Annotated in this window: 12 protein-coding genes and 1 pseudogene; all 13 read left to right on the top strand. The window is 40.4% G+C overall.

The genetic code is table 11. From position 1 onward, the window contains the following. Positions 1-266 precede the first annotated feature (266 nt). Positions 267-707, top strand: coding sequence for a VOC family protein (locus H580_RS0120160; protein ID WP_028596386.1), 441 nt, complete (start codon positions 267-269; stop codon positions 705-707). Between the two features lie 70 nt (positions 708-777). After that, positions 778-1377, top strand: a complete 600-nt coding sequence (locus tag H580_RS0120155; RefSeq protein WP_028596385.1) for a TetR/AcrR family transcriptional regulator — start codon at positions 778-780, stop codon at positions 1375-1377. A gap of 97 nt (positions 1378-1474) precedes the next feature. Continuing rightward, on the top strand, positions 1475-1939 hold the full coding sequence (locus H580_RS0120150) for a 2-thiouracil desulfurase family protein (RefSeq protein ID WP_028596384.1): 465 nt from the start codon (positions 1475-1477) through the stop codon (positions 1937-1939). Positions 1940-2230: 291 nt separating this feature from the next. Further along, complete coding sequence (locus H580_RS25640; RefSeq protein ID WP_051217600.1) at positions 2231-3061, top strand: stalk domain-containing protein; 831 nt, start codon at positions 2231-2233, stop codon at positions 3059-3061. A gap of 416 nt (positions 3062-3477) precedes the next feature. Continuing rightward, on the top strand, positions 3478-4374 hold the full coding sequence (locus H580_RS0120140; RefSeq protein WP_028596383.1) for an AraC family transcriptional regulator: 897 nt from the start codon (positions 3478-3480) through the stop codon (positions 4372-4374). Between the two features lie 118 nt (positions 4375-4492). Continuing rightward, positions 4493-5458: an N-acetylglucosamine kinase gene (locus H580_RS0120135; RefSeq protein WP_028596382.1), complete on the top strand. Its 966-nt coding sequence runs from the start codon at positions 4493-4495 to the stop codon at positions 5456-5458. 36 nt (positions 5459-5494) lie between these two features. Continuing rightward, complete coding sequence (locus H580_RS0120130; protein WP_028596381.1) at positions 5495-6805, top strand: 6-phospho-beta-glucosidase; 1311 nt, start codon at positions 5495-5497, stop codon at positions 6803-6805. Between the two features lie 653 nt (positions 6806-7458). After that, positions 7459-8382, top strand: coding sequence for a hypothetical protein (locus H580_RS0120125; RefSeq protein WP_028596380.1), 924 nt, complete (start codon positions 7459-7461; stop codon positions 8380-8382). 86 nt (positions 8383-8468) lie between these two features. Next, the gene (locus H580_RS26540; RefSeq protein ID WP_028596379.1) at positions 8469-13979 is read left to right on the top strand and encodes a polymorphic toxin-type HINT domain-containing protein; all 5511 of its coding nucleotides are present in this window, start codon (positions 8469-8471) and stop codon (positions 13977-13979) included. A gap of 12 nt (positions 13980-13991) precedes the next feature. After that, positions 13992-14282 carry an immunity 53 family protein gene (locus H580_RS0120115; RefSeq protein WP_028596378.1) on the top strand — a complete coding sequence of 97 codons (291 nt, stop codon included), beginning with the start codon at positions 13992-13994 and terminating at the stop codon, positions 14280-14282. Between the two features lie 90 nt (positions 14283-14372). Further along, entirely contained in the window at positions 14373-15266 is an 894-nt protein-coding gene (locus H580_RS25635) for a polymorphic toxin-type HINT domain-containing protein (protein ID WP_051217599.1), read from the top strand. A gap of 18 nt (positions 15267-15284) precedes the next feature. Then, positions 15285-15752, top strand: a complete 468-nt coding sequence (locus tag H580_RS0120105) for a hypothetical protein (protein WP_028596377.1) — start codon at positions 15285-15287, stop codon at positions 15750-15752. 190 nt (positions 15753-15942) lie between these two features. Continuing rightward, positions 15943-16062 (top strand): annotated as a pseudogene (locus H580_RS26870) (polymorphic toxin-type HINT domain-containing protein); the annotation flags it as partial. Between the last annotated feature and the right edge of the window lie 11 nt (positions 16063-16073).

Below are 16073 nucleotides of genomic sequence, written 5' to 3'. Positions count from 1 at the left end.
TGTATAGTGGCATTTTAAAATGGGTCCATTACAGGTCATAGCTGCATTTAATATACTTACTTTTAGTAATGAAATAACTATAACTTATAAAATTGATGTCGTCAAATACGAAAAAAAGTTCGTTATGAATGAACAAAATTCCGATTCATTTTCCACGTGTGTTTGTGAAAAAAAGGTTGAGCATATTTAAGTAAATACATAGTTTACATACATTCAGTATGTATGTTAAATTGAAATCATGCTAAATATTGAAGGAGAGTGCTCGTATGAAATTATCCAGCTTTTATCCTGTCGTTTTGTCCGAACAAGTTGCTGCAAGCTCTGTCTTTTACAAGGAGTACTTCGGTTTCGAGGCTGTTTTTGAGTCAGATTGGTATGTAAGTTTGCGATTGTCTCACGGTGATCGATCATATGAGCTAGCCATTATGGACCCTGCTCATGCAACGATACCTGCTGCTTTTCAACATAAAGTACAGGGCTTACTTTTAAACTTTGAAGTAGAGGATGTAGACGCAGAGTATGAGCGATTAATTCAAACAGCGAAGCTGCCCCTTCACTCGGACATAAAGGATGAAGCGTTCGGACAGAGACATTTTATTACGGCTGATCCGAATGGGGTATTGATCGATGTCATCACAATCATTCCTCCTTCAGAAGAGTTTGTAAGTCAGTATAATGAAAGCGTTTGGGACGATAGCAAAACATAAAGAAAATGTAGCAAGACTAGATAGATGTAGGGGATAACAATATCAATCGAATGGAGATATGTAGGAGGAAATGAAGAGAAACAAAGCAGATACGGATGTAACGATACGTCAGTTGATTGAAGTGGGCAGAGCCCATTTTACGGAGCATGGATATGCAGATGCGTCATTGGAATCGATCGTTCAGGAGGCAAAGTTAACGCGTGGAGCACTTTACCATCATTTTGGAAATAAAAAAGGATTGTTCCGTATCGTGCTTGAATCTGTACAGGCAGAAGTTGCCGAGCATGTAGAGCAAGCAGCTTCCATGAGTGAAGATGTATGGGAACAGCTTCATCTTGGATGCCGTGCGTTCGTCATAGCTGCTGTAGAGCCTCGGCGCAAACATATTATGCTTATCGATGGTCCATCTGTCTTGGGCTGGGAAGAATGGCGGATGCTAGACGGGAAGCATTCGATGCGTCTGCTGCGTGAGCAGCTTCAAATGATGAAGGAACGGGGACATCTGCACCCTGTCTCTATCGATGCGATTACCCATTTTCTATCAGGAGCATTAAATGAAATCGCACTGTGGAATGCGCAGCACTCAGATTCGAAACAATCGATGGAAGAAACGATGGCAGTTATTTCCCTATTTCTAGAAGGATTTAAACGAAGATCGTCTAATAGGTAGATAATGTCATGCCGCAGCTTGTCTATACGATGATAAGGACCTATATCGTCTTGAAACAACAACACGGCATATCGAATAGGCGAAAGAGGTATCCAATATGATCATGGTTAGTTCTTGTCTTGCAGGCTTGGAAGTCAGATATAATGGTACTCATTGTTTACATGATAAGGTAAAGCGGCTAGTGGAGAATAATCAAGCTGTAACGGTATGTCCTGAGCTTATGGGAGGGTTACCGACACCGCGAGAGCCAGCTGAAATTGTTGACGGTGATGGCTATGATGTGTTAGATGGAATGGCTATCATTCGGGATCGTGCCGGTGTAGATGTGACTGCTGCCTATATGGAAGGGGCTATGCGTACATTAGAGTTGGCGCAACAACTTCAAGCTACGCTTGTTGTATTAAAAGAGAACAGTCCATCCTGCGGCAGTTCCATGATCTATAACGGCCAGTTTATAGGTGAGAAAATAGCGGGGAACGGAATTACCGCTGCATTGTTGAAGAAGCATGGTTTTAACGTTATATCTGAAGATGACTTTATGCAGATGTTGGATGAATTTTAAGTACGATAGCGTGTACATTTTATAGCTTATAAGGGTTACCTTTTCATTAAGATGTGCAATCCTAGTCAAAAATAACGAACAGGGGCGAAGATATTTCTTTAGCCTCTTGTTTTTATGCTTGTTGATAGAATTGATCTAATATTTAAATAGTCTAAATGGATCAAAAAGGAATGGAAGAGAAGGAAAAGTCTTGTATTTTATCGGTATCTATCGCAAAATATAAACATTACATATGAAAATAATAGAAATTATGTTCTATTTTAAATTTGTACAAAAGGGGTTAATTCGCTCATGAAAATGGTCAAAATGAAGAAGTCTATTTTTATCGCAACTATGGTTTCTGTAAGTCTTATGTCTGGTGCAGTAGCTGTCGTTGCTTCAAATGGAATGGAGAAAATTTCGGCGTTCCTGAATCATAAAGTTCAATTCAAAGTAGATGGTAACGAGTGGACACCTAAAAGTGATAACGGTAGCAAATTGGCTCCTGTTGTGTATAAAGGGACGACTTACTTGCCGGCTCGTGCAGTTGGTGAGGCCGTTGGTGCTGAAGTGAAATGGAATGGTACTACGCAAACGATTACAATTCATACAGGCAAAGGTTCTACTGGCGGTACTTCTACACCAACTGAAAAGCCTACTAAGCCAGTTGAAGTTCCGCAAGCTAATGGCATTATTAAGCTAGGTAATAAAGAAGAGACAACGAAAAAAATGCGTGAGCAAGCAGTAACGCTTATTAAATTGTACGGTGAAGCGCTCGAAACAGGCAGTACGAAAAAGTACGATGAATATATTACGAAAATTACAGCTGATAAATACCCAGACTCTCCAATTCGTAACGGACATCAACACTACAAAGATATGTTCAAAAAGAAAGTAGACGAAGTTATCGCTGCGAATTCCAAAGAAAAAATAGCAGACTATGCAAAAGCAATGAAGGCAGTTACGTTGGATCAAGTTGAAGTATTTACTATTAGTGATAAGAACGAATACAGCCAATCATTCTCCTTTAAGTACTTCCCTAAAGGCTGGACTGCGTTCAGCAGCACCTATGTCTACTTCGAGTTCGGTGCAACGAAGTACAAAAGCACAGACTTTGAGTTGTTTGCTGCGTACATTAACTAATAGGGCTTCGTATTTCTAGCAAACCTTATCTGGGATGAACTTATGATTCATCGGCATAATCTAATAAACAAGTAAAAAGTCTCCATTTCCGCTTGATTCGGAACTGTCGCTATCTTACAATCAGCGCAGCCAGTTCCTGAACCGTGGTTGGGGGCTTTTTTGTTTTACTAATTGATCTTAGATGCTCGATTATTGACTCTAAAGAATTGATTTCCTATAATGACCAATAATTAGGTGGACGATAGCTATAATTTGATTGCTTCCCATGTGAATTTACGGTATAAATAATTTCATTATCATCTGTTGCATGACTAGGCTTTCTCTTCTTATGAAAGAAAGTTAGTTTATAAAAGAGGATAAGTCGTATTTATATCGAAATCGTGACATAGGATGTGTTTGAAAGGAGTGGCTGTTGAATGGTAAGACCCCATATGATAGAACGTGATAAAACCCAATTCAATAACCCTTCATTCCCTTTAATGGCAACGACGACAGAAGGAGTAAGCCCTGGATTCCAGCGGCTTCATTGGCATGTCGCAATGGAGATGAATTATATTCGTCAAGGTTCCGGATATTACTTGATTAATGGTATCAAGGTACCTTTTAAACAAGGCGATTTGATTATGATAAATGGAAATGATGTTCATCGTGCATTCGAACAGGAGCAGCTCGTGATGGATGTTATTTTATTCGAACCTTCTTTATTAGCAGTTGATCTGAAATATGACCCAGACATCTTGCGTCCCTTCCGCGAAATGGGAGTGTCGTTCTCTCCACTTGTTGAGGGTGAGCAGTGGGTGTCTACAGACTTCATTCATCTTTTTAGAGCGATAATGGATGAAATCAAGGATGAACGACCTTCTGCAATGACCCTCGCCCGCGCCTACTTGCTGCAGTTTCTCGCACTTGCCAATCGTCATTTAGCATTATCTGAAGTTCCTCTGACTCCGGTGAAGCACCGAGGAATGAATGCGATAAAGGAAATTATTCATACGATGGAAATGAATATGGCGTACCCTTGGACGCTTGGTGAGTTGGCGGATTTCGTGCATTTAAGCCCGTCACGCTTTAGCGCGTTATTCCAACAAACGGTAGGTACGTCACCGATGGATTATTTGATTCAGCTTCGATTGACCCAAGCGGTTCATTTGCTAGAATCGACGGAGCTTAAAGTTATTGATATTGCAGAACGATGCGGCTTCCGCAACTTATCCAACTTCAATCGATTGTTCAAGCAGCATATTGGAACCTCGCCAAGCGATGTAAGACAACACTATGAAGGCGGTTCCAATTTTGTAGAGACAGTAAGATAGTATCAGTCATTGAAAGTATAGTAGTAGTTTTGCGATCTGCAACGGTGTATCGTTAGCAATAGATAAATGGATTTAGAGCTAACGATTACTGACTCTAGGTACGACAGGAGAGAGAACGATGGGCATTTTCTTGGGTGTAGACGCAGGTGGAAGCAAGACGCATGCTGTCCTCACCAATCACAATGGTATCGTGCTTGGCAAGGGGCTTGCAGGCAATGGTAATCATCAGACTAATCGCCAAGCAGCAGAAATTAACATTCGTCAAGCTTGTGAGAGTGCTTTGAAACAAGCGGGTATTACACATGAGCAGGTAGATTATGCTTACTTCGGCTTGGCTGGAGCGGATCGTGAAGTAGACTATGCAGTATTGCGTCCAATGATAGCGGGTTTGGGATTCCCACGCCATGGTATTACATGCGATACGATGATTGGTATGAGAGCAGGCACGAATCAAGCTCACGGCGCAGTTATTATTTGTGGGACAGGATTTAACAGTGCTGCGCGGAATCGAGCTGGAGAAGAACTGCAATATGGTGGTTTTGGATATAAATACGGGGATGGTTATGGAGCAGGTTCGAGCTTGGCGAAGCTCGCATTCCGTTCCGTTATACGAGCGTGGGACGGACGCGGGCCTAAGACGGCACTTACAGATTTGGTACTCCGCCATATGAATATAGGTAGTGTTCAACAATTATTTGATGACGTATTGGATCAGAAGATTTCCATCCCGCTTGATTTAGCCAAAACATTGTTTGAGGCCGCTGAAGCAGATGATCAAGTAGCCATTAACATTTTAACAGAGGAAGGTGAAGAGCTTGGCAACGCGGTGGTTGCCCTTATTCGCCGGTTGAATATGACAGAAGATAAGTTTGATATCGTTTATATTGGCAGTGTTCTGAACAAAGGAAGAGGCACTTATTTGACAAATGCGATTGAAAGAGTTGTTGCTCAGCACGCACCGCAAGCACGCTGTGTGCGTCTAACGGCAGATCCAGTGGCCGGTGCGGTAATGAGTGCGATGGAATGTTCTGGACTAACATTGAGTGAAGATATCGAATCTCGTATGAAATCACTAACATTTTAAACTTATTCTAGTGTACATAATGAGGAGGAGAGCTGGATGACACAACGTCCTGGGTTGAAGATTGCAGTTATTGGTGGAGGTTCATCGTATACACCGGAGATCGTAGAAGGATTTATTCGCAATTATGATCAAATGCCGATTCGTGAATTATGGCTTGTAGACATTGAGCAAGGCAAGCATAAGCTAGATATTGTAGGTAACTTGGCTAAACGTATGGTGGAAGAGTCTGGACTTCCAATTGAGGTTCATCTTACACTTGATCGTCGTCAAGCGATTAAGGATGCTGACTTCGTATCTACGCAAATGCGTGTCGGATTGCTTGAGGCGCGTAAGAAAGACGAGCATATCCCGATTACGCACGGTGTAATTGGCCAAGAAACGACGGGACCAGGCGGCATGTTCAAAGCACTGCGTACCGTTCCTATTATTCTTGACATTTGCCGTGATATTGAAGAGCTTGCACCAAATGCTTGGATGCTGAACTTTACGAATCCTGCTGGTATCGTAACAGAGGCAGTTGCGAAGTATAGCCGTGTTCGCTCGATAGGTCTTTGCAACTCTCCAATTAATGTACAGAAGTTCTTGGCTGCACAGTATGAAGTGTCCGAGAAAGACGTATTGCCAGAGTTCGTAGGTATTAACCATCTTCACTGGGTAACTTCTTGTCAAGTTAAGGGTGAAGAGAAGCTACCTGAAATCTTATCCGGTGGCATGGCATATACGGCGAAGAATGTGCCAACGGTAGGCTGGGATGCAGACTTCTTGAAGTCGCTTGGTGGCATTCCAACTTATTATTTGAAATATTTCTATATGACGGATTATATGTTCAACGAGATGAAGGAAGCGATGGAGAAGAACGGTACTCGTGCTGACGTGGTAAGCCGTGTAGAAGAAGAGTTGTTCGAGTTGTACAAAGATCCGAGCTTGCGTGAGAAGCCGAAGCAGTTGGAGCAGCGCGGTGGCGCTTATTACTCCGAAGCAGCGGTGAATCTGATGAACTCGATCTACAATGATCGCAAAGATATTCAGACGTTGAACGTTGCGAACGGTAACATCTATGACTTCTTACCAGCTGATGCTAGTATTGAAGTGAACTGTGTCGTGACGGCACAAGGCCCAATCGCTCTTCCTCCGCGTAACGTGCCAGAGCATGTAAAAGGCTTGATGCATGCGGTGAAGGTGTATGAGCAGCTTACGATTGAAGCAGCAATTACGGGAGATCGCGGTATTGCTTTGCAGGCGCTTGTTCATCATCCGCTCGTTCCTTCCATTGAAGTAGCGAAGAAGTTGTTGGATGAGATGTTGGAAGCGAACCGTGAGTATTTGCCGAATTTCTTTCGTGAATAGAGCGGGAAGATAGTATAAAAATGAAAATAATTCATTAGCGATCATTTTCGAGAGTGGTTGTTAGTTGGAAATAATAAATAAGGCATCTTGCGTATATGACGGTGAAGATAAATCAATCCCGTTATTTCGCGAAGATGTCTTTTTTTGTATGTTTTCGATTGACAGGATTTTACTTTCGTTGGATAATAATCGTATTTCGCTTGTAAAGACCACTGTTTACTGTATGGATTCTCTGATGTGTTTTGTGATGTAGAAGAGATGCAGGTCACCATATTCCGTGTGTAGTACAAGCGATACTTCACCGTTACGGGAAACTTCGGAATTATCTTTTACCTCAATATCCCGTATGTTTAACACTATAGCTTCTGTAGTCACAATTTTTTTATTTGTTGACCTCTTTAATTTTAATAATCGTTTAAAACTAGCTACCAATTCCATCACGAAATGCTTTATATGTAAGCCTGCAAACAAAATAAATCGAAGTGTAGAATAAGGAAGATGGTGCTTGCTATGAATTAGGCTGTGGTGACTTGATTCAGAAAAGGTCTTTTTTAGGTAAGCTTCGAGTTACACTCTGTTTGTAACACAAAAATAGGAGGTGTTCTTTCTAAGAAATACACGTAAGTAAATCATGTTTTGGAGGTTTGTACAAAGTGAAAAAATTCAATTTTTCAACATGCTCATTGATTTTTTGTATCCTTACAATATTGAGTACTATTAACATTCCAATTTCTGCTGCAAAAGCAGGAAAGATTCAAGGTAACACTAGCAGTATTAGTTATTGTTCTCGCGACACTACAAATGATGGTTATATTGATACACTTGTATACAGACAATTGTCGAAAACTAGTATTGAACTATCTTGGACAGTCGTGTTAGATACTGCATATGAACCAGAAACTCCGCTTCCAGGTAGACCATTTGAACCACCAGTAGAACCACCTTGTGAGATGTTAATGGCATCAAATCAATGGCAAATACCCAGACCTGATCTCAAGCCGCAGAGAAATACAAATTATACCATATATAATGCTAAAAATGAAATTGTCTCATCCACATCAAGCAACTCCATTGTAATAAATAATTTAACTTCTGCTGATTTCTATAGGTTTAGAGTCGAGCTTCGTGAATTTCAGTCATATGTCAACGCAAAAAGTATTGACGTTCTACTTAATCCGACTGCTCCTTCGCAGCTAGCGGTTCAGGTACAGAACAATAAAAACTTGGCTATGAGCTGGAATGCATCCACTAGCAATTTTCCTGTTGTCTATTATATTTATGACGGTACTACCCTCCTAGGAACTACACAATCCACTAGCTTTACTGTAAATAATGCTTCTAGAAAATTGTATAGTATTACAATCGTCGCCGAGGACACTACGTTTAAAAACAGATCCCATGCTAGTAACACAGTCGCTGTTTTTCTCATTAGTGGGACGAACTATGTGTATGATGCTGACGGAAAGCTCATTAAACAGACTTTCAGTCGCGTAGTTAACAATGTTGCTACAGAAGTTACTTATTTGTATACCTATGATCAAAAAGGAAATTTGTTGAAAGTTGAAAAACTGCCGTGACCTTAGATAGGTTGTATATTTGGCGGCATCATACTTGCTAGAAATTTTTAGTTGTTAACTACATGTAAATAGGGGAATGTGAGCAGATGAAAAAGATGAGACATTTATCAGCTTTACTTGCTTTACTACTATTTTTAGAAATGACGTCGCCTTTGTTCATGAAGGCTATAACAGCTGCGGCATCGCCTGCATCTATTTCAACCCAGACAGCTGACAATAGGGCATTACTCACGATTGATTACATCGCAAGGAAATACAATGTATCTCCTTCAGAAATTCTACCTAAATTAAATGAAAGTTACACGTTACAGCATATCCATGACGCTCTGGCGAAAAATCCAGATGCAACGGTATTGTCGACTACATTAGAGCAGTTATATCCGGGTGTGGGTAAGAAGTATGCACCACCAACGGTGGTAGATGCAACCTATACAAGTAGCGGAAATATCAATTCGGTCACCAATGTTACTTATCCATCCTCGGATGATTCGAATGTTACAGACTCTGTTTATGGGATCATGAAAGCGATGAGTAGCGTGAATCTGCCTCCGGTTACTCATGACGCATTAAGCCTTGTAAAACATAATACCAAGTTAGATCAAGCACCTTACTCTATTCAAACAGGAAATGAATCTATTTCAAGCGTTGATGGTTCCTTGAACTTATCATCGACTGATTTATCTATTCCGGGAAGGAATGGATTATCTTTTTCACTACGTAGAAGTTATAACAGTAACGATGCGGAGTTTTTTCAGAAAACAGTAAAGAATAGTGAATATTTTAGGCATTTTATTGTACCTACTTTTTGTGGGACCGTGTACAAATATGAAAATGGGCTTCATAATCCACGAGTGAAAAGGGATTACAGATGTTCCCAAGATGGGGTCATCATTTACGGCCCCGAAAGATTTGTATATCCAGAAGTAGATGTTGTGTATCTTGCTGGAAGAATTGAAGCCCTTGCAAAGAAAGCCAATGAATTATATACACAAGAAAGAATTAAAGTGCTAAATAGTAAATTTTACTGGTTTGATGCATATTACGATATTGAATTCGAGATTGTACCAAAAGATAACAAAATTTACGAAGTTACTACTGGTTATAATTATCCTTACTTCCCTGTTCTTGATAATGATGTCAAAAGAAATGACATGGACTCGCGAGTAGGAGTAGGGAAAGGCTGGACTTGGGATATCGCTTATATGAAGTTTGATGGTAATGAAACTTATATTCGCATGCCAGCAGGTGGAGTCTATCAAGTAGATAAAGATCTTAAGCTTAAGCGCTATCCTTGGAAAGATGCTGTGTTGACGAAAGATACAAGTAAAAAAGTAGACTGGCGAACTTCTGCGTATGCATTGAAAATGAAACAAGGCACAACCTACTATTTTGATTCATATGGTGCTTTGATTCGAGTAGAAGACAACTATTCCAACTTTTTAAATTTCCAACACGGAGGTTCTGGATTACAAAAAGTTACAGATTCTTTAGGGAATTATATTCAACTTAACTTTGATTCGTGGACGGGTAATATTACGGCTACGAACGGCAGAGAATCTGTAACCTATCATATGAACACATTACCTGTAAATGATACTAGCATCTCATATTTATCGGCTGTTACGAATTCGATGGGGAGAACGACTCACTATGCATATGACTTTGCTCCTTCTAAATTCTCGGTAACCTCAGAACCAGTTAATCAAAGAAATGACTATGCTTTACTAAAAACAATTCATCATCCAACAGGGGCTCGTACAGAGTACCGTTATGATAAAATTCTTCGACATTTGGGACATGATTCTAAGCAAGAACAGTATAGAGTCGTTGAACGAAAAGATGTTGTTCAATATGTTAATGGTTCCGTAATTGAAAGTAATCAAACGAATATTCAATATGAATCAGACCCGTATGCCTCTTCTGGGGGCGGTAGACATAAGACTGTATTTAAAAGCGGGGATTCAACCGTTATATCTACTTACGATAAAGCATTTGCGTATGATGATTTTACATTCCGAAACGTTGAGACTGTACAACAAGCTGGACAAGTACAGCACATTACGAATCAAGCATATACATCCGATATTTTTAACCCTCATCCTACACAAATTACTTCCAAGAAAAGAAACAATGGGGTGGAAAGTCCATCTCTTATCATCAACCGTCAGTACGATGAGAATGGAAATGTAACCAGTGAAACGAATAATCTCGGAGCTAGCACGACGACTACGTATGATGCAAAATGGGGATTGCCAGAGACGATTACGTCCAAAACTGATGCCAATCAGCAGACTTTTACGCGTTTATTTCGTAATGACAAAGGGTCTGTCAATCATTCAAAAACATACGCGAATGCAGAAAGAAGCCAACTTCTTAGTGACAACAATTACAATTACGATGGATTCGGAAATGTTACAAAAGTAAGCACCAATAAAGAGGGTGTATTGAACGCAGTCGTTTACAGATATCAGTATGGTCCAGAGTATCAACATGGATTCCTGACCCAGCAAGAAGTAGATGTGACCGATGCAAATAGAAAAGTTTCCACGATTGTGGAAAAAGCGAAGTATGACCAAGCTACAGGACGCTTGCTTTCGTACACTGATGGTAAGCAGCAAACGACATCCTATACCTACGATGCATTAGGCCGAACGACATTAGTTACGATGCCAAACCAAAGTCAGATTAGCTACGTATACAACGATGCCAACAACCATGTTCAAATGAAGAACACCCTTGGCGAAGTGACGGAAGCTTGGTTTGATCCGCTTGGTCGTAAAATTAGAGAGACACAAGGACTAGGTCAGGTCAAATATGGCTATGATGAGCGCACAAGTCAACTACAATGGACAGACGATGCGTACGGCAATCGTACATCGTACAGCTACGATGGTTTTGGACGTCAGATTCAAACGACCTATGCCAATGGGACATCGGATCGTGTGGAGTATGATGATGCCAAGCTGATGATGACGACTATTGATGCAGAACAGAACCGTACAAGAACGACAAGTGATCTATTGGGAAGAGAAATACTCGTAGAAAAGCTGCACAATAAGCAGACTTATATACCAATAGAACGCACGGAATATAATTACGCAGGTGATATCACAGCTTCAATTGATGGGAATGGTAACCGTACCTCATTCCAGTATGATGCTGCGCGTAAACTAACTGCGGTGACGGATGCATTGAATCAGACGACAAGCTACTCCTACGATCTTCTTGGTAATTTAATCGAAACTACCTATGCGAATCAGCAGAAAGTGAAGAAAGAATACGATCAGCTAGGTCGTGTCGTTAAGAAAATTAATGGCACAGGCCAGGAACAGCGATATTATTACGATGCAAATGGCAATCTGGAGAAATATATTGATCGCAGCGGTACGGAAACGAGTAATCGTTATGATGTCATGAATAGACTGATTCAAAATACGGTAGGCACTGAAAACGTTCATTACAGCTATGATACCGAAGGTAGAATGCTAACGATGACGGATCATAGAGGAACAACGAGATATGAGTATCAGCCTAGCTCTGGTTTTTTGACTACGATCCAATATCCAGATGGTTTCAAGCTGGAAAACCTTTATGACTTGAATAAAAAAACAGGTTACGAATTTTCGCTGCCAACATCAATTTATGCGAAAGTTTGGGGTACTTATGACAATGTGAATCAACTGAAACAGTTGAACATATTTAGAGGTAATTTTTCGAATACCATTTCATATGATCGCTTGGCAAACGGCTTGCTGGCGAAGCAAACCTTCGCAGACGCCTTCGTATCGCAATATCAATACGAAGATACGAAGCTAAAACAGTTAACCTATCTCAAAAACGGAGTAGCACAAAATACGTTCCAGTACGGATATGACTCAAATGAAAATATTACGCACCGCAATGAAAATAACTACATCACGAACTTTACGTATACCCCATTGAATCAAATTCAAACATCAAGTGAATTCAACGAGACTTATTCGTATGATGCAAGATACAATCGACAGACGCTAGACAGTAATCGAGATCCGTCAATTAAGGAAGCGCAGTACGAGTATGATAAGAAAAATAGATTAATAAAAGTAATAGGCAATCATAGTCCAGTCACATATTCGTATACAGGAGATGGACTGCTGTACGAGCGTGTGGAGAACAACATTAGAACCCGTTACTATTATGATGGGGAGAAACGATTAGTTGCAGAAGGTACAGTCGCCGCAGAAGGGAAAGCCAACATTACTTATACTTATTTGTATGAAGTAGATGGTAAGTTAGTTGGGCGTCAGGATCGGTCAACAGGTAAGCCGCAATATTATCAATTAAATGGACATGCTGACGTTGTAGCTCTGGTAGATGAGGCGGGCAATAAGCTCAATGAATACCGCTATGATATTTGGGGCAAGCCCTTGGAAGAACGAGAAACGGTTCCAAATAACTTGAAATATTCCGGTGAGTATTGGGATAATACGACTGGTCTTCAGTACTTAAGATCGAGATGGTATGACCCAAGCATGGGACGGTTTATAAGCGAGGATACGTATGAAGGCGAACTGAACGATCCGCTCAGTTTGAACTTGTACACCTATGTAGAGAACAATCCGCTCATTTACCATGATCCAAGTGGAGAATTTGGAATTACGAACTGTCATATGCGCTGCTTCTCTGCTGGAACCAAAGTACAAACGGAAGACGGCTACAAAGCCATTGAAGACATCAAGGTTGGAGATAAGGTTCTAGCAAAAAGTGAAGAAACTGGAGAGCTTGCGTACAAAGAGGTAGAAGAGACCTTCCTGCGAATAGCGGAAGAGACGTATCATGTCACGGTAAAAGATACGACGTTTGTAACGACAGAAGAGCATCCGTTCTGGGTACCTGGAGTAGGTTGGGTAGAAGCAAGGCACCTCAAAGTAGGCGATAAGCTCGTCGACAATGAGGGAAATGAACATGCAATTGAACAAATCGAAGTTAAAAAAGAGCAAACAAAGGTATATAATTTTAGAGTCAATAGTTATCACAATTACTTTGTTACAGATCTGAAGATCTGGACGCATAACTGTGGCAATAGCCGCATAGGAGCGCCAAGCGGAGGCGGCGGTGGTTTTAGTGGTGGAGGCGGTGCATACAGAGCTGCAGGAGGCGGAAGCTTTACGGACTTCCCTCTATTTAGACCAAGCACGATTTATAGGCCGTTTAAAGCGCCTGCAGTGAAGCTTCCTAAGAAGAGTATCGCACCGGCTGCAAAATCTACTAAGACGAGTTCAAGCGCTAATTCAAAGGTAGCGGGAAATGCAGATTCATCTAAAGTTAATGGTGGAAAAAGTAAAAACAATATGAAGTATGACCCTAGTGCACTAGGAGAGCATTCAACTTATAAACGTGATTCTCAAACAGGAGAGATAACAAACTGGCAAAGGTGGTATAAATCAGATCCACGTAATCCCCAACCCTTTACTCCTGGTGAGAGATATGATGGTAAAGGGGCTGGGCATTTTAATAAAAAAACAGGTATATTTGTGGAAACACCTCACGTTAATGATCCAAGAGTACCAGGGGGAGTAAGAAAACCATATCCTTGGGAAATTCCAGGAAGACCATAAGGAGTGAAATAGATGGAAATTTTAAGTTGGTTACAAGAATGGTATTCAAAACAATGTGATGGGGATTGGGAGCATGGAAATGGTATTAAAATTACGACGATCGATAATCCTGGTTGGTATGTTACAGTAAGCTTGAACGGGACGCATTTTGAGGAGATTCGAGTAGACGTAGTTCAAGTAGATAGAACAGATGAGGACTGGATTTATTGTAAAATAGAAGATGGTTGTTTTACTGGGGCTGGAGGACCAGGAAACCTTGAAGAGATATTAAATACGTTTCATAAATGGGTTACTTTTGAATGATTAGTTTAAAAACCTTGATTGGCATCGTGCCATTCAAGGTTTTTTTGTGGAAACTATCCAAGCGGAGAATTTGGGACTACGAACTGTCATATGCGCTGCTTCTCTGCTGGAACCAAAGTACAAACGGAAGACGGCTACAAAGCAATTGAAGACATCAAGATTGGAGACAAGGTTCTAGCCAAAAGCGAAGAGACTGGAGAGCTTGCCTACAAAGAAGTAGAAGAGACCTTTCAGCGAATAGCGGAAGAGACGTATCATGTCACGGTAAAAGATACGACGTTTGTAACGACAGAAGAGCATCCGTTCTGGGTACCTGGAGTAGGTTGGGTAGAAGCAAGGCACCTCAAAGTAGGCGATAAGCTCGTCGACAATGAGGGAAATGAACATGCAATTGAACAAATCGAAGTTAAAAAAGAGCAAACAAAGGTATATAATTTTAGAGTCAATAGTTATCACAATTACTTTGTTACAGATCTGAAGATCTGGACGCATAACTGTGGAAACAGTCGTCTTGGAGCACAAGGCGGAAGTAGTGCTTCGAGTGCAGCTAGAGTTACTGGTGGTGACGGAGGGGCTAGAACGAATACTTCTGGTTCTAAGCCAAACACTGCAACGTCTCCAAAGCCTTCTAATTCGAATGCTAATGCGGATTCTACGATGAAAGGTAAGCAAGAACCTATTAAAGAGACAGCAAGACCAAATTATGCACCTACAGATAAGAGTGGAAAAAAATTAGAGCTTCCCAAAAATTTAGATGGAAAAATGGAGAATGGTACTTCTCATCTACCAGAATCTATGAATCCGCATACCCAAATAGGGATTAAAAAAGGTCGAAAAGGAGAATATATTCAAACACTTGAGTGGGGATATAATAAGAAACCTATTCAACGGACAGACTGGACAGATCATGGGAGAGGGGACCATATAAATCCACACTCACATCCAGCTATTTTTAAAAATGGATCATGGAGTTTTAAGGAATAATTGAGGAGTGATATGTGGATGGATTTAAAAGAACCGGCTTTTTTGCTAAAAGTACGTGGAAGTGAATATTTTAATGAAGAGCTTTCTTGTTTAGGGTGGCAATTTGCTGAAATTTTATTATCTCTAAAGGAATATTCACATGATTATATTTGGTACATCTTTGATGTATCAGCTACTAGTGAGTCATCTCTTTACGAGTTGTTTCCTAAGCACTCACAGGAGTTTTTTTCTGTACTATCAACCGACGAATTAATAGCTAGTGTAAAGAGAGTAATACAATTTGAGTCAGGTGTATTTATAGCAGTTCAAAAAGGGGCAGGAGTCGATTGGGATTTTGACCAGTTGCCTGAAACTGAAGAAAGTGAGGGATTGCAACATCCACTGGCAGAAATAGAAATTCGTACTTTTGATTATTCATTCTTTGAGATTTACGGAAGTAATATTGAAGTAAAAAAAATAATACTAAATCATATTAAGAAAAATTAAATTCTGAAAAATAAGATTTTCTAACCTTGATAGGCATTATGCCTTTCAAGGTTCTTTTTCTGAAGAAATAATTCATATAGCATTGCCAAGTGGAGAAGCGAGCATGTTGAACTATTCAATATACAGCTTCATTGCTAGAACTAATGACAAAACTTAAGATTGCCTACAATAAGTAGAGGAGGCAAGACATCACCAAGTAGGTGACATGTTTGTCAACAAAGAAGGCAATGAATACGCGATTGAACGAATTGAAGTTAAAAAAGAGCAAACGAAGGTTTATAATTTTAGAGTTAATGGGTATCACAACTACTTTGTCACGGA

Source organism: Paenibacillus assamensis DSM 18201 (assembly GCF_000422445.1).
GTDB classification, from domain to species: domain Bacteria; phylum Bacillota; class Bacilli; order Paenibacillales; family Paenibacillaceae; genus Paenibacillus_B; species Paenibacillus_B assamensis.
The sequence above is the reverse complement of the archived record's forward strand: the minus strand, read 5'-3'. Positions and strand labels throughout refer to the sequence as shown.